Origin of the sequence: Chryseobacterium geocarposphaerae (assembly GCF_002797535.1) — a bacterium.
Lineage (GTDB): Bacteria > Bacteroidota > Bacteroidia > Flavobacteriales > Weeksellaceae > Chryseobacterium > Chryseobacterium geocarposphaerae.
In genome coordinates, this window is sequence record NZ_PGFD01000001.1 from 900,287 (window position 1) to 921,984 (window position 21,698).

General features: G+C 35.2%; 19 protein-coding genes. 9 read left to right on the plus strand and 10 right to left on the minus strand.

What is annotated here, in order from left to right:
* Positions 1–4 precede the first annotated feature (4 nt).
* Positions 5–1,144 (minus strand): aminotransferase class I/II-fold pyridoxal phosphate-dependent enzyme, encoded by a 1,140-nt coding sequence (locus CLV73_RS03925; protein WP_100375562.1) that lies wholly within the window; start codon positions 1,142–1,144, stop codon positions 5–7.
* 87 nt (positions 1,145–1,231) lie between these two features.
* Between CLV73_RS03925 and CLV73_RS03930 the strand changes: the two genes are divergently transcribed.
* Positions 1,232–2,278: a M28 family metallopeptidase gene (locus CLV73_RS03930; protein ID WP_100375563.1), complete on the plus strand. Its 1,047-nt coding sequence runs from the start codon at positions 1,232–1,234 to the stop codon at positions 2,276–2,278.
* Positions 2,279–2,354: 76 nt separating this feature from the next.
* The gene (locus CLV73_RS03935) at positions 2,355–2,720 is read left to right on the plus strand and encodes a VOC family protein (protein WP_100375564.1); all 366 of its coding nucleotides are present in this window, start codon (positions 2,355–2,357) and stop codon (positions 2,718–2,720) included.
* 184 nt (positions 2,721–2,904) lie between these two features.
* On the opposite strand, the gene CLV73_RS03940 is transcribed toward CLV73_RS03935, so the two are convergent.
* Complete coding sequence (locus CLV73_RS03940; protein ID WP_100375565.1) at positions 2,905–3,264, minus strand: winged helix-turn-helix transcriptional regulator; 360 nt, start codon at positions 3,262–3,264, stop codon at positions 2,905–2,907.
* Positions 3,265–3,528: 264 nt separating this feature from the next.
* Between CLV73_RS03940 and CLV73_RS03945 the strand changes: the two genes are divergently transcribed.
* Positions 3,529–4,440 (plus strand): ClpXP adapter SpxH family protein, encoded by a 912-nt coding sequence (locus CLV73_RS03945; protein ID WP_100376982.1) that lies wholly within the window; start codon positions 3,529–3,531, stop codon positions 4,438–4,440.
* A 65-nt stretch (positions 4,441–4,505) separates the two neighbouring features.
* Here CLV73_RS03945 and CLV73_RS03950 read toward each other — a convergent pair whose 3' ends face one another.
* Positions 4,506–4,904, minus strand: coding sequence for a VOC family protein (locus CLV73_RS03950; protein ID WP_100375566.1), 399 nt, complete (start codon positions 4,902–4,904; stop codon positions 4,506–4,508).
* A 143-nt stretch (positions 4,905–5,047) separates the two neighbouring features.
* Between CLV73_RS03950 and CLV73_RS03955 the strand changes: the two genes are divergently transcribed.
* The 3 genes from CLV73_RS03955 to CLV73_RS03965 all read left to right on the plus strand — a co-directional run bounded on the left by CLV73_RS03955 (position 5,048) and on the right by CLV73_RS03965 (position 8,001).
* On the plus strand, positions 5,048–5,845 hold the full coding sequence (locus CLV73_RS03955; RefSeq protein ID WP_100375567.1) for an SDR family oxidoreductase: 798 nt from the start codon (positions 5,048–5,050) through the stop codon (positions 5,843–5,845).
* A gap of 73 nt (positions 5,846–5,918) precedes the next feature.
* Positions 5,919–6,833 carry a helix-turn-helix domain-containing protein gene (locus CLV73_RS03960; RefSeq protein ID WP_100375568.1) on the plus strand — a complete coding sequence of 305 codons (915 nt, stop codon included), beginning with the start codon at positions 5,919–5,921 and terminating at the stop codon, positions 6,831–6,833.
* A gap of 532 nt (positions 6,834–7,365) precedes the next feature.
* Positions 7,366–8,001 carry an NAD(P)-dependent oxidoreductase gene (locus CLV73_RS03965; protein WP_100375569.1) on the plus strand — a complete coding sequence of 212 codons (636 nt, stop codon included), beginning with the start codon at positions 7,366–7,368 and terminating at the stop codon, positions 7,999–8,001.
* 155 nt (positions 8,002–8,156) lie between these two features.
* Here CLV73_RS03965 and uvrA read toward each other — a convergent pair whose 3' ends face one another.
* Positions 8,157–10,949, minus strand: coding sequence for an excinuclease ABC subunit UvrA (gene uvrA, locus CLV73_RS03970; RefSeq protein ID WP_100375570.1), 2,793 nt, complete (start codon positions 10,947–10,949; stop codon positions 8,157–8,159).
* 218 nt (positions 10,950–11,167) lie between these two features.
* Between uvrA and CLV73_RS03975 the strand changes: the two genes are divergently transcribed.
* Both CLV73_RS03975 and CLV73_RS03980 read left to right on the plus strand, forming a co-directional pair.
* Positions 11,168–12,979 (plus strand): TonB-dependent receptor plug domain-containing protein, encoded by a 1,812-nt coding sequence (locus tag CLV73_RS03975; protein WP_100376983.1) that lies wholly within the window; start codon positions 11,168–11,170, stop codon positions 12,977–12,979.
* Positions 12,980–13,054: 75 nt separating this feature from the next.
* On the plus strand, positions 13,055–13,771 hold the full coding sequence (locus CLV73_RS03980; protein WP_100375571.1) for a DUF2490 domain-containing protein: 717 nt from the start codon (positions 13,055–13,057) through the stop codon (positions 13,769–13,771).
* Between the two features lie 93 nt (positions 13,772–13,864).
* On the opposite strand, the gene CLV73_RS03985 is transcribed toward CLV73_RS03980, so the two are convergent.
* Positions 13,865–14,311, minus strand: coding sequence for a phosphohydrolase (locus CLV73_RS03985; RefSeq protein WP_100375572.1), 447 nt, complete (start codon positions 14,309–14,311; stop codon positions 13,865–13,867).
* A 292-nt stretch (positions 14,312–14,603) separates the two neighbouring features.
* On the opposite strand from CLV73_RS03985, the gene CLV73_RS03990 reads away from it, so the two are divergent.
* Positions 14,604–15,374 carry a response regulator transcription factor gene (locus tag CLV73_RS03990; RefSeq protein ID WP_100375573.1) on the plus strand — a complete coding sequence of 257 codons (771 nt, stop codon included), beginning with the start codon at positions 14,604–14,606 and terminating at the stop codon, positions 15,372–15,374.
* Positions 15,375–15,401: 27 nt separating this feature from the next.
* On the opposite strand, the gene CLV73_RS03995 is transcribed toward CLV73_RS03990, so the two are convergent.
* From CLV73_RS03995 to CLV73_RS04015, 5 genes are all read right to left on the minus strand, one after another.
* Positions 15,402–15,695, minus strand: coding sequence for a hypothetical protein (locus CLV73_RS03995; protein WP_100375574.1), 294 nt, complete (start codon positions 15,693–15,695; stop codon positions 15,402–15,404).
* 164 nt (positions 15,696–15,859) lie between these two features.
* Positions 15,860–17,647 carry an acyl-CoA dehydrogenase family protein gene (locus tag CLV73_RS04000; protein WP_100375575.1) on the minus strand — a complete coding sequence of 596 codons (1,788 nt, stop codon included), beginning with the start codon at positions 17,645–17,647 and terminating at the stop codon, positions 15,860–15,862.
* 52 nt (positions 17,648–17,699) lie between these two features.
* Positions 17,700–18,059, minus strand: coding sequence for a four helix bundle protein (locus CLV73_RS04005; RefSeq protein WP_100375576.1), 360 nt, complete (start codon positions 18,057–18,059; stop codon positions 17,700–17,702).
* 31 nt (positions 18,060–18,090) lie between these two features.
* Positions 18,091–19,272 (minus strand): acetyl-CoA C-acyltransferase, encoded by a 1,182-nt coding sequence (locus tag CLV73_RS04010; RefSeq protein ID WP_100375577.1) that lies wholly within the window; start codon positions 19,270–19,272, stop codon positions 18,091–18,093.
* 23 nt (positions 19,273–19,295) lie between these two features.
* On the minus strand, positions 19,296–21,689 hold the full coding sequence (locus tag CLV73_RS04015; RefSeq protein ID WP_100376984.1) for a 3-hydroxyacyl-CoA dehydrogenase/enoyl-CoA hydratase family protein: 2,394 nt from the start codon (positions 21,687–21,689) through the stop codon (positions 19,296–19,298).
* Between the last annotated feature and the right edge of the window lie 9 nt (positions 21,690–21,698).

The following is a 21,698-nucleotide window of genomic DNA, read 5'->3' on the forward strand; positions in this document are numbered from 1 at the left end:
ATATTTAAAGGTTTTTTCTCAAATGCTCTAAGGCATCAATGATCAAATCATCTTTTTTGGCAAAACTGAATCTTATATAATCAGAATTTGTTTTGGAATTGTAAAACGCTGAAACCGGCAGACAGGATACTTTTTTCTCTACAGTCAGCCATTTTGAGAATTCTACATCTGTCATCGATTTGGAAATATTTCTGAAATTAACGATCTGAAAGAAGCTTCCCTGCGCTTTTTGCTCAACCTGCAATGGTGTATACTGAATAAGATCATTAAAAATATCCCTTTTATTTTCCATTGCTTTTCGGTTTTCTTCAGGATCAAATACCTCGAGATATTTGGCAACTGCATACTGAGCAGGAGCATTAGTACTAAAAGAAATGTACTGTTGATAGCTTCTGAAGTTTTTCAGCAAATCTTCTGCTGCAAGCAGGTAACTTACTTTCCAGCCGGTTGCATGAAACATTTTTCCGAAAGAAAATATACAAAAGGTCCTTTTTTTCAAATCCGGATGAAGAAATGAACTGTAATGTTCAATATCATCGTAACAGTAAATATCATAGATCTCTTCTGAAATCAAATAAATTTCCCGGTCTTTGATTAAATCATACAATTGATCCCAATCATTTTGAGTCCAAATTTTCCCGGTAGGATTTTGAGGGGAATTTACGATAATCGCTTTTGTTTTTTCTGAAATACAGCTCTTAAGATTTTCCCAGTTAATGGTAAAATTACATTCCAGATCATAATAAACCGGCACACCTCCGTTAAGAACAATTGACGGCGCATAGGTATAATAAGAGGGCTGTATTACAATAACTTCATCCCCCTGATTAAGAATAGATTTCAAAGAAGTATATAAAGCAAAAGTTGAACAGGGAACAATATTTACTTCTTCTCTTTTTACCATAATGCTATTCTTTCTTTTGGCATTGAATTTAATAATATTATCAATCAGTAAGGCATTTCCTTCAAGCGATTCGTAGCTGTGACTGATGCGGTCTGCAGATTCTTTAAGATAGTATCGTAACCTGCCGTCTATTTCAAAATCAGGTAACCCTAAAGACAGGTCGAAGCTTCCGTGCTTTCTGGAAAGCTCAGACATTTCTGTAAAAAAAGAATAATGATTAAATCCGTAAATTTCTACCATTCAGTTTCCATTTAAATCAAATATAATAAATTTTACATTTCAGCAAAGAATAAATATATTTTGCTATTTTTAAGAAAATTATTTTACATGAAAAAGTTAATCATTCCGGTGCTAGCTGCAGTTTTCCTTACAAGTTGCGGAGCTTCTAAAGTTTCTACGGAAACGTCCGGCTCATCTGTTGTTTCCCCTAAAACATATAATAAAGCCTTTCAGACTGCTTATAAGGAGATTAAGGCAGAAGATCTAAAGAAAAACTTATATGTAATCGCTTCCGATGAAATGGAGGGAAGAGATACAGGAAGTCCCGGACAGAAAAAAGCGGGTGAATACATGATAAATTATTATAAAAACTTAGGGATTTCTTATCCAAAAGCTTTAGGTTCATATTATCAGAAGGTTCCGGCTGATTTTATGAAGCAGAGAGGAGGAGGAAACCTTCCTGATTCTGAAAATATCCTGGCTTTTATTGAAGGAAGTGAAAAACCGGAGGAGATTGTTGTGATCTCCGGACATTATGATCATGTAGGAACAAGAAATGGAATCGTATATAATGGTGCGGATGATGACGGAAGCGGAACTGTAGCCGTAATGGAAATCGCAAAGGCTTTTCAGAGTGCTAAAAAAGCAGGAAAAGGGCCTAAAAGATCGATTTTATTTCTTCATGTGACCGGAGAAGAACATGGCTTGTTTGGTTCAGAATATTATACGGATAATCCGGTGTTTCCTTTGGCCAATACAGTAGTAGATTTAAATATCGATATGATCGGGCGTGATGATCCTGAAAACAGAGGGAAACAATACGTTTATGTAATCGGTTCAGATATGTTAAGCTCACAGTTAAAGGTCATTAATGAAGCCGCCAATAAGACAACAAATAATCTGGAGCTCAACTATAAATACGATGATCCGAATGATCCTCAAAGATTGTATTACAGGTCCGATCATTATAATTTTGCTAAAAATAATATTCCGGTAGCGTTTTTCTTTGACGGAATTCATGAAGATTACCATAAACCAACGGATGATGTTGAAAAAATTGATTACAACTTACTGGCAAAAAGAACGCAGCTTGTCTTTGCAACAGCCTGGGAACTGGCCAACAGAAAAGAAAGAATTGTAGTAGATAAAAAATAATCTACGGTCAGAAAAAGAGGACAAATTTGTTGAATAATACAGTTTGTCCTTTTATTTTAATGTAATACTATTAATTATGAAACAGGAAATCAAATCAATACGTCCTTTCATAGGTTCCGAAAACTTTGAGATCAGCCGTAGTTTTTACCGGGATCTGGGATTTGAAGAAATTATTTTAGAACCTAAATTATCCCTCTTCACATGGGATGACATAGGATTTTATTTACAGGACGCCTATGTAAAAGACTGGATTGATAATACCATGCTTTTTATAGAAGTAGGGAATGTTGAGAAATTTTGGGAAAATCTTCAGCAATTAAATCTTGAAAAGTATGAAGGAGTGAGATTAACACCGATCCGGACCATGACATGGGGAAAAGAATGTTTTGTTCATGATCCCTGCGGTGTATTATGGCATTTCGGGGAATTCTTCACTCAATAACATTATTTTAATTATGATTTAGATTCAAACTTTAGTAATCCTGACAAATGTCAGGATGTTTTTATTTTTATTAATTCTAAATAAACATAATTTTGTATCAACAAAAAAATATTAAAACACATATCTAATCATATCCATATCAATTTTTGTTTTTTGAACCGACATCCTATTTGTCGGTTTTTATTTATTTCTGATAAAGGGATCTTCGATATTCGAGGCCCCACTTAGCAATTTCATCAATAATAGGTTCAATAGTTCTGCCGTATTCGGTAACTTCATATTCCACCGTTACAGGTTTTGTATCCAGTACGGTACGTTTAATAAGATGATTGATTTCCATGTCCTGAAGCTCTTTGGAAAGCATTTTGGCGGCAATACCGTCAATTTCCCTCAAGAGGTCCATAAAACGCATATTTCCTCCCTGCAGTAAGGTTCCTAAAATATGAAATTTCCATTTGCCAGATAGAATTTCCATCGCATCTTTAATGGCATTCATCCTGTTTTTGCAAACTAATGTGGTATTTAGATTGGCTACTTTTTTCATTCCTTAAGTTTATTAAAAATCCTATTAAAAGATTAGAAGTTGTAAATGTATAAAAATAATCAGGTAGTTTCCTAGAGGAAACTAGTTTCCAAAATGAAATTTATTGTGAAAATGTAATGATTAAATGTTAGCTTTGCACTCAATAGTAAATCTGTATAAAATATTATCATGATTAAAAAAATGATAAACTACAAAATACTAACATTCTTGTTCCTTACTATGACTTTAGGCAGTTGCAAAGGACAGAACGATAAAAGTAAAAAAATGGAAAACAAAACTACTAACCCATTATTATGTGATCCTGCAACAGGGATCTGTGAAACACCAGGAGAAAAAAAGAACAATGGGCATGCTAAAACCAATGAAAAGCCAGTGAAAGTTATTTATTTTACCGATCCTATCTGCTCTTCTTGCTGGGGGATCGAACCTCAATTGAGAAAATTAAAGTTAGAATACGGAAACAGCGTAGAAATAGAATACAGAATGGGAGGTCTTCTTCCGGACTGGAGTTACAACAGCGGAGGAATCAGCAAGCCTTCGGATGTTGCCCAACATTGGGATGAGGTAAGCGGATATTACGATATGCCCATTGACGGAGATGTGTGGCTAAAAGATCCGTTGGATTCTTCTTACCCACCTTCCATTGCCTTTAAAGCAGCACAGCTTCAGGATAAATCGAAAGCATTGGATTTTATGAGAGAGCTTCGTGAAATGGTATTTTTAAAGAAAAAAAATATCGCAAAATGGGAACATATTGCTGTGGCAGCTGAAAAAGTTGGATTAGATACCAATAAACTAAAAGCAGATTTTGAAGGGAAAGCAAAAGACCTTTTCCAGGAAGATCTGAAATTAGCCCGAGAATTGGGCGTTCGTGGTTTCCCTACGATGTTCTTTACCAACGGAAACGGAAACAGAGAAACAGTATACGGTTCAAAACCATATGCATTCTATGAAACTGCCATCTTAAAAATAAATTCGGATACAAAAAAATCTGAATATTCTAAAAACTGGGAGAGCTTATTTGCAAAATATCCTTCTCTTACCGCAAAAGAATTTTCAGAATTATCAGGAACACCAAGAGTTGAGAGCGAGAGACTCTTAAATGACCTTGCCGCTAAAGGAACTCTTGAAAAATTTACGACAAAGAATGGTTCAATCTGGACCTTGAAATCGTAATTCACAATAATCATATTTAGCAAATTTTTACCGAAGGTTCTTATGGATCTTCGGTATTTTTATGATTACATTCCTGGCCAATACAGCACATTGAATGCATGTCCGTCGGGATCGGAAAATCCAAATGTATATCCTTCTTCTATTGTATAAGGTTCCGTAGAAATAGTACCACCAGCTTTCTCAACCATCTTTACCCATTCATCAACATCTTCTTTACTTGCCGCAGAAAGACTGAAAATGATTTCATTTCCGGATTTTACATCAGAAAACTTCATTTTAGTATTATTTTCAAGAATATCTTTCAGGAAAAAATTAATGATAAAGCTATTTTCTCCAAAAGAAAAACTTATCAGTTCATCAGATTTTACAGAACCGTTTAATGTAAAACCTAATTGCTCATAAAATTTTGCAGTTCTTTCAAGGTTAGAAACGGGTAAGTTTGCCCAAATTTGTTTTGTTTTCATATGATTTAAATTAGGATAAGGATGTAATGATAGAATGAAATTTTCAGACCAATTTCATTTTGGCTACATCAATATCCGTTTTGGCAACTTTAATCTTTTTATAAGTCCGGAATTTTGTCATGTAATTTTAAAACAATAAAAAAATGAAAACAATTTTCATAACTGGTGCCTCAACAGGACTAGGAAAAACAACGGCAAAATTATTTCAGAGCAGAGGATGGAACGTGATTGCAACCATGAGAAATCCGGAAGCGGAAACAGAATTGAATCAATTGGAAAACCTTACGCTTCTTCCACTGGATGTTACCAATTTAGAACAAATTCAGACCACAGTAAAAAAAGCATTAGAATTGAGTGATATTGATCTGGTATTCAATAATGCAGGGTATGGACTAATCGGACCTTTAGAAGCTTTAAATGATGATCAGATCTTAAAACAATTAGATACTAATTTATTAGGGGTTATTCGTGTTACCAAAGAATTCATTCCTTATTTCAGAGAAAGAAAAAGCGGAATGTTCATTACAACCACATCCATCGGAGGATTAATTGCTTTCCCATTAGGCTCAACGTATCATGCTACAAAATGGGCACTGGAAGGATGGAGCGAAAGTTTGGCGTATGAACTGAACACATTCGGAATCGATATAAAAACAGTCTCTCCCGGAGGAATCAAAACCGATTTCATCAGCCGTTCTTTGGATATGGGAACTCAACCTGAATATCAAACGATGATAGATACCATGTTTTCAAATACAGAAGCCATGATGGAAGGAGCCTCCGAACCTGAACTCATTGCTGAAGTCGTGTACGAAGCTGCTACAGATGGTAAAAGCCAGTTGAGATATGTAGCGGGAGAAGATGCCAAGGCATTATATGCGCAGCGTCTGGAAATGGGAGCTGAAGCATTCAGAGAACAATTCGGTAAGCAGTTTATTTAATTTTTACAGTTTGAGTATATCATTTGAAAACCTGATATACTCAAACTTAATTTTCTTTTTAATACCTTTAACTATGGAAAAGAAAGATAATTCTCCTTTAAAAATCTCATCAATTTCAGAACTTCATCAGATACTAAATGTTCCGAAACCGCTTCATCCGCTAATAAGTTTAGTAGATAATACAAAAATGAGTGTCAATAAGTATTATCTTGACCGAAGTTTCACACTAAGCTTTTATAAGATTTCTTACAAATTTTCAGAAAACGGAAAGATGGGATATGGACAGGGATATTATGACTTTAATGAAGGAGGCATGATGTTTACAGCACCAAACCAGGTTCTGGCAACGGATGAAAATGCCGAATATTTTGGATATACCTTATTCATTCATCCTGATTTTTTAAGAAATTATCCTTTGGCAAAAAGCATCAAAAAATATGGTTTCTTTTCTTATGATACGAATGAAGCTCTGCATTTATCCGAAAAAGAAAAGACTCTGATTGTTGGGATACTGGATAATATCAATGAGGAACTGAATACGGCTATTGACGAAATCAGTCAGGACGTTATTATTTCTTACCTGGAAGTTCTATTGAACTATAGCAACCGATTTTATAAAAGACAGTTCATTACCCGAAAAGTCGTGAACCATGATCTGCTCTCTAAAATGGAAGATGTTCTGGAAAGTTATTTTAATAAGCAGGAAACGCTAACAAAAGGGCTTCCTACAGTAGAATTCCTAGCCTCAGAGTTAAATTTATCTACCCATTATTTAAGCGACATGCTTCGAAATCTGACAGGGCAAAACACTCAGCAACATATCCATGAAAAACTGATCGAAAAAGCAAAGGAATATCTTACTACAACTAATTTTTCAGTTTCTGAAGTAGCATACCAATTGGGATTTGAGCATTCTCAGTCTTTTAATAAGCTGTTTAAGAAAAAAATGAATGTAACACCTTTGAGTTATAAACAGTCATTCAACTAGTTATAAAAGAATCCGCTCTTTAGGAACGGATTCAGTAGATAAATACATCTCATTTTTTTAATTAGACAACAATAAAAAAGCACAGCCGACAATGCTGTGCTTAAATTTTTATAAATTTAATTGCAATTTCAAAACTGAAAAAAGCAAAATATGTTTCCACTTTGGTAGTATTACATAGTAAATGTAGTAATAATTTTAATACGAAACATTAATTTAATGTTAAAATTAACAAATAACTAACAATTTATTGTGGATAATTTTCTCTTCTTTTTCCCAGGTACTTTTCAGGGTAAATTACTACAATGAAATTATAGGCACTAAAAAAATAATTTTAAGTTGAAATTTTTATATCTTTATTTCATTAAAATCTCTTTATAAATAGTATCCCAAATTTCAGAACAATTTGTATGGTCTGAAAACGTAAGGTTCAAATTCTTTGGACCCTATAATCTTTTATTTTACTGCAAAGCAACAAGATTAACCATATTGGTTTTTCTTATGTTTTGTAAACCAATAACTTTAAAGAAGTACTATGAAAAAAGATATGATCGCTGTAATCGGCGGAACAGGAAAATCAGGAAAATATCTTGTTCAACAACTTTTAGAAAATAATTATCACCTTAAGCTATTATTAAGAAATCCTGAGAATTTTACGCTTCAAAACCATTTGATAGAAGCCGTAAAAGGGGATGCGAGAGATTACTATTCCATTCTGAATTTAATTAAAGACTGTAATGCAGTGATCAGCACTTTAGGACAGCCTGCCGGAGAAGAATCAATCTTCAGTGATGCCACGAAAAACATCATTAAGGCAATGCAATTTCACGGAATTAAAAGATATATCGTCACAACAGGACTGAACGTCAATACACCTTTTGACCGCAAAAATGAAAAGGTGAAAATGGCCACCGAATGGATGTATCAACATTATCCGGAAACAACTGCAGACAAACAAAAAGAATATGAACTTCTCGCAGAAAGTGATCTGGACTGGACTTTAGTGAGACTTCCTTTAATTAATTTGACAGATGAGAGTTTCATGACAGAAACATCTTTGGAAGATTGTAAAGGAGAAAATATCTCAGCAACAGATTTAGGAAAATTTTTAGTTTCTCAGATTGATGATGAGACTTTTATTAAGCAAAGTCCATTTTTATATAATGTTTAACTTAATCATTAATTTTTAATGGTTATTTTAGAAGATTAAGTCAACTTTATATTTCGCTTAAAATTAGAATGCTCTTCTCTTAATTGAGCTTAATATCTTAAATTTCTTAATGGTTTAAATAAAAACAGAGAGTAAAAATTACTCTCTGTTCTATTTTAGTTTTCCAGCTTTTCCTTAATGTATTTCGCTGTATGTGATTTCTTATTTTTTGCCAAATCTTCCGGGGTTCCCGCAAAAACGACTTCACCACCGTATTTTCCTGCTTCCGGGCCAATATCAATGATGTAATCTGCACATTTAATGATATCCGGCTGATGCTCAATAACGATTACTGAATGTCCTAAATCAATTAATGCCTGTAAGGATTTTAATAATTTCTGAATATCATGGAAATGAAGCCCTGTAGAAGGTTCATCGAAAATAAATAATGTTTTGTCTGTAGTAACTCCTTTTACAAGGAATGAAGCCAACTTTACACGCTGTGCCTCACCACCGGAAAGGGTAGAAGAGCTTTGTCCCAACTGTAAATACCCTAAACCAACGTCCTGTAAAGGTCTTAATTTAGTAACGATTTTATCTTCATGATTATCTTTGAAAAATTCCAAAGCTTCATCAACGGTCATGTGAAGAATATCTGAAATGTTCTTCTCGTCGTATTTCACTTCAAGAATTTCATTCTTAAAACGAGTTCCTTTACAAACCTCACATTCCAGCTCAATATCTGCCATGAACTGCATGGAAACATTAATGACACCTTCTCCTTTACATTCATCACATCTTCCGCCGTCTACGTTAAACGAAAAATGTTTAGGTTTATACCCCATCATTTTTGCTACTTTTTGCTTAGCAAACAAATCTCTGATATCATCATACGCTTTCAGGTAGGTTACAGGGTTGGATCTTGAAGATTTCCCGATAGGGTTCTGATCGATCAGTTCAATATGCTTGATAAGCTTTTTAGGAAATTCCACTGAATCATAATCTCCTTTTTTGCCGCCCATTCCTAACTGGACCTGGATATCGTTGGTAAGAATTTCTTTCATTAAGGTAGATTTACCGCTTCCCGAAACTCCCGAAATCACAACAAGACTTTCTAACGGAACATCTACATCAATATTTTTAAGGTTATTCTGACGCGCCCCTTTAATATGGATCCATTCTTTGGCTTTTCTACGTTTCGCAGGAACCTCAATTTCCAGTCTGCCCGTCAGATATTTTGAGGTTAAAGTATCTGCATCTTTCAGCTCTTTATAGTCACCGGCGAAAACAAGTTCACCTCCTAAATATCCTGCTTCCGGACCAATATCAATAATATAATCGGCTGCTCTCATCACATCTTCATCGTGTTCTACTACAATTACCGTATTTCCCAAATCACGAAGATTTTGCAATACTTCAATCAGATTCTCCGTATCTCTTGAGTGCAGTCCAATTGATGGTTCATCCAGAATATAAATTGATCCTACCAAAGAGCTTCCCAAGCTTGTAGCCAGGTTGATTCTCTGACTTTCTCCTCCCGAAAGAGTATTGGAGGTTCTGTTCAACGTTAAATATCCTAATCCCACTTTTAATAAGAATTCAAGTCGGGTAGTGATTTCATATAATAGTCTTTTCGCTACCTCCTGATCGTGATCGGATAGCTTTAAGCCTTTTATTAACGGAAAAAGCTCATCTAAAGGAAGTTCAATCATCGACTGGATATTGTGTCCATCAATTTTCACCCAGCTTGTTTCTTCACGTAATCTTAACCCTTCACAAGTCGGGCAAAGTGTTTTACCACGGTACCTGGAAAGCATTACACGATACTGGATTTTATATAAGTTTTCCTCCAGCATCTGGAAGAAGTTGTTTACTGATGGAAATGTTTTGCTTCCGTCACCTTTCCAAAGATAAGCTCTCTGCTCTTTAGTAAGCTGATGGTAAGGTTTATGAATAGGAAAGTCTTTCGCTTTTTTTATAAAATCTTTTTTCCATTCGCTCATACTTTCTCCTTTCCAGGAAGCAACGGCATCTTCAAAAATGGATAATGTCTTATTCGGAATGACTAAATCTTCATCTATCCCGATTACTTTTCCATAACCTTCACAGGTAGGACAGGCTCCGTATGGATTATTAAAACTAAAGAAATGGACATTCGGTTCTAAAAATTCGATTCCATCAAGCTCAAACTTATTTGAAAATTCTTTAATTTTTCCGGTCTCAATATTCTTTAGAGCACAATAGCCTCGACCTTCATAGAATGCCATCTGGATGGAATCTGCTAATCGCTGAAGAAAACTTTCATCTTCTTCGTAAGAAAAACGGTCGATTACGAGATTGATCTCCATTCCTTTTTCAGGGGTAAAGCCAAAACTTTCCAAATCTTCAATTCCGGCAACATTCCCGTTGATTTCCAGTCTTGTGAATCCAGCCAGTTTTAAAACATTTAAGTTTTCTCCAAAATTTGCAATGTCATATTCATAGGGAGCCGTTAGTAAAAAAGAAGTATCTTTCTTAGAAGCTTTAATAAAATCCACTACATCAGAAACCGAATCTTTTTTCACTTCTTCACCGGAAACAGGAGAAAATGTTTTACCGATTCTTGCAAAGAGAAGCTTCATATAATCGTAAATCTCCGTTGAAGTTCCGACCGTTGAACGGGGGTTTGAAGAAATTACCTTCTGCTGAATGGCAATGGAAGGAGCCAATCCTTTAATGTCATCAACTTTCGGTTTTTCAAGTTTTCCCAAAAACTGACGTGCATAAGAGCTTAAACTCTCAACATAGCGTCTCTGTCCTTCTGCATAAATGGTATCAAAAGCCAGTGAGGATTTTCCGCTTCCGGAAACTCCTGTGATGACAATTAATTTATTTTTAGGAATGATTACATCTATGTGTTTCAGATTATTAAGGTGTGCATTCTTAACAAAAATCTGTTTTTTAATATCTATATCTGTAGTTGAAGCCATAGTAAAATTAAGACTAACAAAATTACGAATTTTTACGGGAATATCGTAACCACAAAGCGGATCTATTTTTTGTTTCAATTTTAAGATTTCTATAGCTTAAATAGTTTAATTTTAAATGGTTTTAAAGCCGTATGACAACAATCATTTTGTGGTGTAAGTAAACTCCGCTACTTTTGGGAACTTTTAAAAATGACCAAAAACTAAAAGTAAATACCGTTATGATTAAGAAAATAGGCAGTCTTTTCCTTATTGGATCTGTGTTTTTTGTAAAAGCTCAGGAAAAAACTTCTGATATTGAAACGATTGAAATTCAGGGGAAATTCATTTCTACACCTTATAAATCAGCCAATCAGAATATTACTGTCATTACGAAAGAAGAAATTACAAATTCACCCGCAAAAAGCATTGATGAAGTCCTGCAGCAGGTTGCCGGAATGGATATCAGAAGGAGAGGAGCGAATGGAGTGCAGAGTGATGTTTCTTTTAGAGGAAGCTCTTTTGAACAGGTGCTTCTTCTTATCAACGGGATCCGGATGAATGATTCTCAAACCGGTCACAATTCCCTGAATATTCCGGTGGATTTGGCAGATGTAGAAAGAATTGAAGTGATCAAGGGACCTGCAGCGAGAAGATTCGGACAGAATGCCTATGCAGGAGCTATTAATATTATTACAAAAATCAATCCCGGCAAAAAAGTAAAGATTAATGCCGAGGCAGGAGATTTTGAAACGTATGGATTAGGACTTAGTGCCCATTCAGGAGGGGAAAAGTTCTCAAATTCATTAAATATGAGTTCAAATTCTTCTCAGGGATATATGCATAATACAGATTATGATATCAGGAATATTTTTTATCAGAGTCAATTAAAAATAAAGGACGGAGATATAAGATTACAGGCAGGTTTTTCAGAGAAAAAATTTGGAGCTAATGGGTTTTACTCCTCCGCAGCTGCGACAGAACAGTATGAAGAACTTCAGGCTTCTATTATCAGCTTAGCCCACAGACAGAGCTTTGGGAAGTTTAAACTGAATTCTAATGTATATTGGAGAAGAGGGCAGGATATGTATCTATTTAACCGTCAGAAACCTGAAATCTATAGAAATATGCACATTGGTAATAATGTAGGTGGGGAAGTAAATTCCAGCTACGATTGGGGATTGGGAACAACCGGTATAGGAGTGGAATTAAGAAAAGAATTTTTGGCAAGCAATAATCTGGGAAACAGAGAACGATTTGTATCTCAGGTTTTCTTTGAGCATTATTTCTCATTCTTCGATAAAAAACTGAATATTTCCCCCGGAATTTCATGGGCCAATTATTCTAATGCCGGCAACTTTTTTTATCCAGGTTTAGACGTAGGATATAACTTCAACAGCAATAACAAAATCTACGGAAACATTTCAAAAGTTCATAGAGTTCCGACCTTTACCGATCTGTATTATGTGAGTAAAACAGAGCATGGAAATCCTGATCTGAAACCCGAAAATGCCTTGTATGCAGAAATAGGATATCAGTATCAGACAAGAGATATTTTAGCCAAAGTAAGTGGATTTCTAAGGAATTCCAGCAATTCAATTGACTGGACAAAAATCTCTTTAAATGACCTTATTTGGAATGCTCAGAATGTGGGAGATATGGAAATAAAAGGAATAGAAGTTGAAGTAAATCATCAGTTGTTAAAATGGTTGAAATATTCAGCAGGATATACCTATCTTGATAATGATTTTAAACAGCCTAAAGATCTTGTTTCAAGATATACTTTAGACAACCTGAAACATCAATTTATCGGAAAACTGGAAACCAAATTCCTGAAAAATTTTACCAATGAGCTTGTTTACAGATACAATGAGAGATTAAACAATAGAAGCTACAATCTACTGGACGAAAAAATAAGTTTTGCTAAAAAAGACTTTTCCGTGTACGTTTTAATCAATAACATCACCAATACAGAATATACTGAAACTTTTGGAGTGAAAATGCCAAAAAGATGGTTTCATCTAGGATTTACCTACAACATCAATATTAAGTAAATGTTAATTCATGATGAATTAAAGTTAATATTACGAAATTGTTAATTCAGTTACATTTGCAAAAATTTTTTCAAGATGAAACTTTTTCTAAGTCTTAGTTTATTTTTAAGTCTTACTTTTATTAAAGCCCAGGAACACATTTCCGGATTTGGTGCACTGACATTAACCTACAAGTTTCATCCGAAATTTTTTCTTTATGCAGAAGGTCAGGTGAGAAGTATTAATGAATTCACTTACCCTGATTATTACGAAATAAAAGGAGGAGTAGGATATAATCTTACTAAAAATCACAAGCCTTTCATTGGTTTAGGAAGATATGCAACATACACTGATCATGCGATCAACAAAGAAGAATTCAGAGTTTGGCTACAGGACGTTATTGACATTAAAAAAGGAATTGTAAAATTTGAAAACCGATTTCGTGCAGAGAAAAGCTGGTTTTATGAACCCCAGACTGATAAAAGCTCACAAAGAATGCGTTACCGTTACCGTTTGAATGTGAGTGTCCCTTTAAATGCTAAAGAGGTGAAAAAAGGAACTGTATTTGCCAATGCATATGATGAAGTATTCTTTGTAACACCTATGAAACCTACATTTGCAAGAAACAGGGTTTACGGAGGATTTGGTTACCAGATCGACAATAATTTGGGAGTCGCAGCAGGATACCTTTGGCAACGTGAATTTGAAGCAAAAGGAAATAAGAACTTACATTTTCTTTACCTTGCTTTAAATATCAATATAGACGGCACCAATCACCCTGTAAAAACGTTTGATTATCCCGGAGCAGACTAATTGTCTAAAATCTTACAATAAAATTATGAAGGCATTAAGAAAATTACTTCTTAATGCCTTTATAATTTAAAACTCTACCTTATCCAAAAAAGTTTAATACTTGTCAGTAAGATAGCGGTAAGCTTTCAGATATTTATTAAATCTCTTAATATCTTTGGGAGTAAGCTCTCTGTTCACTCTCCTCAGATCCATATTGTCCCGGAGATCATTCATTTTTACAGCTACAGCCAAAGGAGATCTTTCGGTTCTTTTAATAAATTCATCGTAATCTTCTTCCGGATCATATTTTGTCAGGCAGCTTATTGCGAAAATTATGTATTCGGGAAAGCCTTCATTCCTTAAATAATCCAGACTGAATTCTGATGGATGATCTTCGACAACATCATGCAAAACACCTACTATTTTTTCGTCGGTTGTTTTACCGTATTCCATTACACGCATTACGTGAGCTATGTAGGGAGCGTGATATTTATCGGTTTGTCCTTTATGTGCTTTAGTTGCTATTTTAATTGCTTTATGAAGCAGTTCTTCTTTTGTCATTTCGATGAAATAGAGTACAAAAATAAAAAATGCTTTAACATGTCGAAACATTTATGTTTAATTTTTTTCTCGGTTTTTCTACAATTTTTATAATGAATTTTTCAGTTTATATTTAATGTGAAAATTTCAAAATTGCTTATGTAGATTAAAGCAGAAAATATATTCATCTTCCCATAAAATACCAATCGTAATAATTAACAAATTCGTAATCTTAAAAACAATTTATTAAATGAAATATGTTAATTTTAGTTTTATATCCAAATTTTAATTATTTTTATATAAAACTTAGCCTATGGAGCCTGTAAAACATATCCTGAACGATATTTGGGATAAGTATCCGGAAGTTTTATCTAATCAGCATGTGGTAGAAACTATTCCTGAAATAGAGCGAATTATTGCCGAACTATTTACTTTAGGGCCGTTTTACTACTATACCTTGCATGTAGAAAATAGTACCCTGAGCAATTTCAGCGAGAGTATTTTACCTATGCACAGCCTGAATAAATATCCTCAACATTTAAAAGATATTATAGATCTGATCCATCCTGATGATCTTGCTTTTGTAATGGAAGCCGAAGCCTGGACCCTGGAAATGTATAAGGAAATCGGTTTTGAGCATCAAATGAGTTTAAAATCCGGGTATTGCTTCCGGATGAAAACAAAAGAAAACACCTACGAACTATTTCATCACCAAGCGATTCATACCTTAAAAGACAAAAATGGAAAACTATTGCAGACCATAAACATTCATACGAACATTCAGCATCTTTCCCATGAAAATAATTATGTTGTAACCGTTTCCGGCATTGGAACAAGACACGATTTTTATCAGAAAACCTTACGTCCTGAATGGTTTGCTTTAAATATAACCGACCGGCTTACCAAAAGAGAACTGGAAGTGTTTGTTTTATTAATAAAAGGGTACAGCGATAAAGAAATAGCGGAAACCATAGTAATTTCTTATCATACGGTTCGTACCCATCACAAAAATATTCTCAAAAAGACCAAAAGCAAAAACAGCAAAGAACTTATTAAAAAAGGCCTAATTCAAGGCTTTCTGTAATCTTTCAGTTTCATTTATAATTGAAAATTATTTCTTTTTTGAAAGAAGTTTTATTTTTTCAGGCGGTGTAGAATTTAAAATTTTATATTCTGTCGTATCCTTTCTCTTATCCTTCAGACAAGCATATATCTCAGGATTTTTCGGCTTTAGAACAAGCATTTTATACAAATCTTTTTGTTTGTTTTTTTTCGATGTGTTAAGATCAGCAATCTTTATATCTAAAGTATCTTTCTTCAGTTTAAGAGAAGGAACTTTTTTCTCAGTATTTTGGGCTGATAACGAAACAGAAATAAATATAATGGGAATCAAAAATAATTTCATGAGTTATGTTTTAAATAAGTTTTTGAATTATATTTTTTATAATTCAGCAGTTTTTATATAAGACAACTCGCACAATCTATTTATTACATTCAAAACTAATTTTTAACAATAGAAAACGTCCCATTTCTGGGACGTTTAAGAAATCAAATTTATATATTAAAAGACTAGTAAGCTCCTTTGTCAATATAATGAGCAGCAACTTTTTCTGTTAATGCCACTACATTCGGATGATTTGTATATTTCGTGAATCTTCTCAATCCTGAAAGCATCATTCTCTGCTCGTCGCCTTCAGCAAAAGAAATAATTCCTTCTTTTGCCGCTACGATGATTTTTTCAACTGCTTTGTAAAGGTTCAATTGAGCCATTGCAGCTTCCACAGAATCAGGAGAGAAGTGTTTTTCAGCTCTCAATACGGCAGACTCTGCCATGTAGATCTGGTTAAGGATTTCAGAAGCATTCAACAATAAATGTTGCTGTTTTTCAATATCCATCATATATTTTTGAAGAGCAGCTCCTGAAACCATTAAGAACACCTTCTTAAGATTGGCAATGATTGCTTTTTCTTCACTCATGAATGCAGAATAATCAGGAACTTCAAATGACGGAATTCCCATAAGTTCTTTGCTGATGGCCATTGCCGGAGATAATAAGTCTAATTCTCCTTTCATCGCTCTCTTGATCAACATTCCAACTGCTAAAAGTCTGTTGATTTCGTTAGTTCCTTCATAAATTCTTGAAATTCTTGAGTCTCTCCAAGCCGCTTCCATTGGCGTATCTTCTGAGAATCCCATTCCTCCGTATACCTGAATTCCTTCATCAGCTGTATGTTGAGCCAAATCTGAAACGAAAACTTTAAGAATTGAACATTCTACTGCAAATTCTTCAACACCTTTTAATTCTGCTGCCTGATGATCAAGTCCTCCTGCAACCAGTTCTTCGATTTTGTCTTCAATATTTTTTGCTGCTCTGTAAGAACCAGCCTCACTTACGAAAACTCCGGTCGCCATTTCAGCAATTTTCTTTCTGATCGCTCCGAAAGTCGAGATAGAAACCCCAAACTGTTTTCTCTCGTTTGAATATTGAATAGAGTGGTTTAAAATTCTTCTCTGAGCATCCAGACAAGCCGCTGCCAATTTGATACGACCAACGTTCAATGCATTTAAAGCGATTTTAAATCCGTTATTTCTTTCTCCTAAAAGGTTTTCAACAGGGATTTTCATATCGTTGAAGAAAACCTGGCGGGTTGAAGAGGCACGAATACCTAGTTTGTGTTCTTCCTCACCAAAAGTCAAGCTTCCAGGATTTTCCAGTTCCGAACGGTTGATTACAAAACCAGTAATGTTTTTATCATCATCAATTTTTGCAAATAAAGTGAATGTATCTGCAAATCCTGCATTGGAAATCCACATTTTCTGCCCGTTAATGATATAATGTTTCCCGTCTTCAGACAATTTTGCTCTGGTTTTTCCTGAGTTAGCATCAGAACCTGCATCCGGTTCAGTCAAGCAATACGCTCCGAATTTTGTTCCTGTTGCCAGATCCGGAAGATATTTTTGTTTTTGAGCTTCCGTTCCATAAAGAACGATCGGCAAAGTACCGATTCCTGTATGCGCCCCGTAAGCCGTTGCCAATGACCCTGTAACACCGGAAATATAGTCGCAAGCTAACATCGTTGTCACAAATCCCATTCCAAGACCTCCATAATTTTCAGGAACAGCAATTCCTAAAAGCCCCATTTCTCCAAGTTTGCGCATTGTTTCTTCCGTAAATGCATAATCTTTTTTCTCGAAACGTTCTTTCTGAGGTACCACCTCTCTATCTATAAATTCTTTCGCCGAATCACGAAGCATTTTTTGCTCTTCAGAAAGTTCTTCCAAAGAGAAGATATCATTAGCCTGAATTTCTTTTATTAAAAACTCACCTCCTTTCAGTGTTTTATTAAGTGTAGTCATTATTTTATGATTTTAAATTTTAGATTATAAATTTTAAATTATTGATTCCCTGTTATAAATTTTTAGATGAAGTTTTAATGATTTTAGTCAGAATATTGATGATGCTTTCAATCTCTATTAAATAAGAATCAATTTCGATTTGAACCAAATTTGAAGATTGGTAAAGTCTTAACCAATATCTAGTCTCTCTTGCTTCTTTGTTTGCAATTGAAAGCTTTGAAATAAAATCCTTTTTTGATTGGGCTGCTATTGCTTCTTCAATATTTGCTCCAATTGAAGTTCCACATCGAAGAATTTGTTTAGATAAAATAAATTCATTCTGGGCTTTACATTGAGTATAAAACTGAATAATTCTTAATGCAAAATCGAATGTTTTTAATTGAATCAAATTATCTTCTTTGTAGCTATTCATCTAAAATTTATAATTTAAAATCTATAATTAATTAAAGTAATTCAAAAATTGAAGCAGCACCTTGTCCTGTTCCAACGCACATGGAAACCATTCCGTATTTATTTCCGCGTTTTCTCATTTCGTCAAGAAGCTGAACGGTTAATTTTGTTCCGGTACATCCAAGCGGGTGCCCCAAAGCGATTGCACCTCCATTTACATTTAGAATATCCGGGTTTAAACCTAATTCTTTTTTAATAGCAACCGATTGAGAGGCAAAGGCTTCGTTCAATTCTATCAGCTCAATATCTTTTAATTCTAAGCCAGCCTGTTTCAATGCTTTTGGAATCGCATAAATCGGTCCCATCCCCATGATTCTTGGCTCTAATCCAGCTGCAGCATAAGCGACTAATCTTGCTTCCGGTTGTAATCCTAGTTCTTTTACCATTTCTTCGCTCATCACCATTACGAAAGCAGCACCATCACTCATTTGCGATGAATTTCCGGCAGTTACACTTCCTCCATTCGCGAAAACTGGTCTTAATTTAGCCAGACCTTCCAAAGAAGTATCTGCTCTAGGACCTTCATCAACTGAGAAATCAAACTTTTTCGTCTGCATTTTCTGGTTTTCATCCAGGAAATTATATTCAACAGGAATCGGAACGATCTGGCTGGCAAATCTGCCTTCCTGATTTGCTTTTAAAGCTTTCATATGAGATTCAAAAGCAAACTGATCCTGTTCTTCCCTTGTAATTTTGTATTGTTTTGCAACTTCTTCTGCAGTATAACCCATTCCCCAATAGTAATCAGGGTTTGTTTTGGCAATATCCGTTTCAGGAACTGGTTTGTACCCACCCATCGGAATGTAAGACATTGATTCTGTACCTCCTGCAATGATACAATCTGCCATTCCTGCCTGAATTTTTGCAGATGCAATCGCAATTGCTTCGCTTCCCGATGCGCAATATCTGTTCACCGTTACTCCGGGAACTTTATCAGTATTTAAACCCATTAAGGAAATAAGACGTGCCACATTTAAGCCCTGTTCAGCTTCCGGCATTGCATTTCCTACGATAAGGTCATCGATTCTGTTTTTATCTAATTGCGGAAGCTCAGCCATTAATTTTTCAATTACGGTTGCCGCCATTACATCGGGACGAGTAAAACGAAGGGAACCTTTAGGCGCTTTTCCTACCGCTGTTCTAAATCCTTTTACTATATATGCTTGTTTTGACATTTTAATTCTTAATTATTAGATTATTAATTTCTAAGCGGTTTACCATTCTGTAACATATACTGAATTCTCTCCAACGTTTTTCTTTCCCCGCAAAGCTGTAAGAAAGTTTCTCTTTCTAAATTCAATAAATATTGCTCAGTAACAACTGTAGGCTCAGAAAGATTTCCTCCCACCATTACATTAGCTAATTTATCTGCAATTTTCTTGTCGTGTTCAGAGATATAGTTTCCGGTTAGCATCTGGTCGGTTCCAACGTAGAACATACCTAATGCATCTTTACCTAAAACTTTTACTTTCTGCTCGATAGGTTGCGTATAACCCTGTTCAGCTAATAGTTTTGCTACTTTTTTAGCCTCTGCAATCTGTCTGTTTTTACTTACAGAAACGATGTCCTTACCTTTTTCAAGAATTCCCATGTCGTAGGCTTCATAAGCGGAAGTTGCCACTTTACCCATCGCAATGTTCATGAAAGCATCACGAAGTCTGTTGTTTTTCACATCGTCGTTATGGAATTCTCTTGAAGTTCTCAATGTCAACTCTTTCGTTCCGCCACCACCAGGAATTACTCCGACTCCGGTTTCAACTAATCCAATATAGGTTTCTGCTGCAGCAACCACTCGGTCGGCGTGCATTGTCATTTCGCAACCGCCACCAAGCGTCATTCCGTGAGGTGCAACAACAACTGGAATAGAAGAGTAGCGGACTCTCATCATCGATTTCTGGAAGTAAGCAATGGCCATATTCAAATCATCCCAATCCTGTTCGATCGCCATCATTAAGATCATTGCTAAATTGGCTCCCACAGAGAAATTTGCACCCTGATTTCCGATTACTAAACCGTCATATTCTTTTTCAGCTAAATCGATCGCTCTGTTTAATCCATCCAACACTTCACCTCCCAAAGAATTCATTTTAGAACGGATCTCAAAGTTGATAATTCCGTCACCTAAATCTTCGATTGCAGCCCCTGAATTGCTCCAAAGCGTTTTATTTTTTCTGATATTATCTAAAATAATGAAAGCATCCTGGCCCGGGATTTTGTTGTATTCACCTGAATTTTTATCAACATAAATGCTTTGTCCTTCCTCATTCACTTTATAGAAAGTCTCCACATTTTTTACCCAGTCTGAAACCTGATAACCTGCTTCTGTTGCCAATTCAATACCTTTTTGAACTCCAACAGCATCCCAAATTTCAAATGGTCCGTTTTCCCAACCGAAACCGGCTCTCATGGCATCGTCGATTTTGTAAACTTCATCAGAAATCTCCGGAACTTTATGCGAAACATAAGCGAATAATGCTCCCAAAGATTTTCTGTACAATTCTCCGGCCTTATCTTTTCCGCCAATCAACACTTTAAATCTATCAATCGGCTTGTCAATATTTTTAGTTAATTCTAAAGTTGGGAAAGAAGATTTTCCTTGAAGCTCATATTCTAAAGTATCAAGATTTAACCCATGAATTTCAGATTTTCCTTCCGCATTTTTCACTTTTTTGTAGAAACCTTGCTCTGTTTTTGAACCTAACCATTTATTATCAACCATCTTTTGGATATAGTCAGGAAGCGCAAAAACATCATTGAAATCATTTGCTTCGGCACCACTTTGGCGAACGCCGTTTGCCACCATCACCAAAGTATCCAGACCAACAACATCAGCAGTTCTGAATGTTGCAGATTTTGGACGACCGATAACAGGACCTGTCAATTTATCAACCTCAGAAACCGTCAAACCTAATTTCTGAACGTTATGAAGCAAATCCATCATGGAGAAAACTCCGATTCTGTTGGCGATAAATGCAGGAGTATCTTTTGCCAAAACGGTTGTTTTCCCTAAGAATTTTGCTCCGTAATTCATATAGAAGTCTATAACTTCCGGAAGCGTATCGTTGGTTGGGATAATCTCTAAAAGAGGAAGGTATCTTACAGGATTAAAGAAGTGTGTTCCTGCAAAATAGTGTTTAAAATCATCACTTCTTCCTTCCGTCAAAAGATGAATAGGAATTCCTGATGTATTGGAAGAAATCAATGTTCCCGGTTTTCTGAACTGTTCGATTTTTTCGTAAACGGACTTTTTGATGTCAAGTCTTTCAACCACAACTTCAATAATCCAGTCTGTATTTTTTATTTTTGGTAAATCGTCATCAAAGTTTCCAACCTTTATTCTATCCGCAAATTTGGGTGAATAGAGTAGAGCCGGACTGGCTTTTTTCAGTTTTTCAAAGTTTTCAGAAGCGATTCTGTTCCTTACCGCTTTATCCTCTTTGGTCAAACCTTTTTTCTGTTCTGCTTCAGTGAGTTCAAAAGGAACGATATCCAGGAGCGAAACTTCTACGCCAATATTGGCAAAGTGAGCCGCAATACCGCTTCCCATAATTCCTGAACCAAGAACTGTAACGTGTTTGATTCTTCTTTTCATTTGATTTAT

Coding starts and splice junctions, on each gene's coding strand:
- CLV73_RS03950 (WP_100375566.1), bottom strand. CDS start 4,904: ATGAAAACAAAACAAATTTGGGCAAACTTACCCGTTTCTAACCTTGAA.
- CLV73_RS04010 (WP_100375577.1), bottom strand. CDS start 19,272: ATGTCAAAACAAGCATATATAGTAAAAGGATTTAGAACAGCGGTAGGA.
- CLV73_RS03940 (WP_100375565.1), bottom strand. CDS start 3,264: ATGAAAAAAGTAGCCAATCTAAATACCACATTAGTTTGCAAAAACAGG.
- CLV73_RS03995 (WP_100375574.1), bottom strand. CDS start 15,695: ATGAAATTATTTTTGATTCCCATTATATTTATTTCTGTTTCGTTATCA.
- CLV73_RS03925 (WP_100375562.1), bottom strand. CDS start 1,144: ATGGTAGAAATTTACGGATTTAATCATTATTCTTTTTTTACAGAAATG.
- CLV73_RS03930 (WP_100375563.1), top strand. CDS start 1,232: ATGAAAAAGTTAATCATTCCGGTGCTAGCTGCAGTTTTCCTTACAAGT.
- CLV73_RS03985 (WP_100375572.1), bottom strand. CDS start 14,311: ATGACAAAAGAAGAACTGCTTCATAAAGCAATTAAAATAGCAACTAAA.
- CLV73_RS04005 (WP_100375576.1), bottom strand. CDS start 18,059: ATGAATAGCTACAAAGAAGATAATTTGATTCAATTAAAAACATTCGAT.
- CLV73_RS03960 (WP_100375568.1), top strand. CDS start 5,919: ATGGAAAAGAAAGATAATTCTCCTTTAAAAATCTCATCAATTTCAGAA.
- uvrA (WP_100375570.1), bottom strand. CDS start 10,949: ATGGCTTCAACTACAGATATAGATATTAAAAAACAGATTTTTGTTAAG.
- CLV73_RS03955 (WP_100375567.1), top strand. CDS start 5,048: ATGAAAACAATTTTCATAACTGGTGCCTCAACAGGACTAGGAAAAACA.
- CLV73_RS04015 (WP_100376984.1), bottom strand. CDS start 21,689: ATGAAAAGAAGAATCAAACACGTTACAGTTCTTGGTTCAGGAATTATG.
- CLV73_RS03935 (WP_100375564.1), top strand. CDS start 2,355: ATGAAACAGGAAATCAAATCAATACGTCCTTTCATAGGTTCCGAAAAC.
- CLV73_RS03990 (WP_100375573.1), top strand. CDS start 14,604: ATGGAGCCTGTAAAACATATCCTGAACGATATTTGGGATAAGTATCCG.
- CLV73_RS03945 (WP_100376982.1), top strand. CDS start 3,529: ATGGAAAACAAAACTACTAACCCATTATTATGTGATCCTGCAACAGGG.
- CLV73_RS03980 (WP_100375571.1), top strand. CDS start 13,055: ATGAAACTTTTTCTAAGTCTTAGTTTATTTTTAAGTCTTACTTTTATT.
- CLV73_RS03965 (WP_100375569.1), top strand. CDS start 7,366: ATGAAAAAAGATATGATCGCTGTAATCGGCGGAACAGGAAAATCAGGA.
- CLV73_RS04000 (WP_100375575.1), bottom strand. CDS start 17,647: ATGACTACACTTAATAAAACACTGAAAGGAGGTGAGTTTTTAATAAAA.
- CLV73_RS03975 (WP_100376983.1), top strand. CDS start 11,168: ATGATTAAGAAAATAGGCAGTCTTTTCCTTATTGGATCTGTGTTTTTT.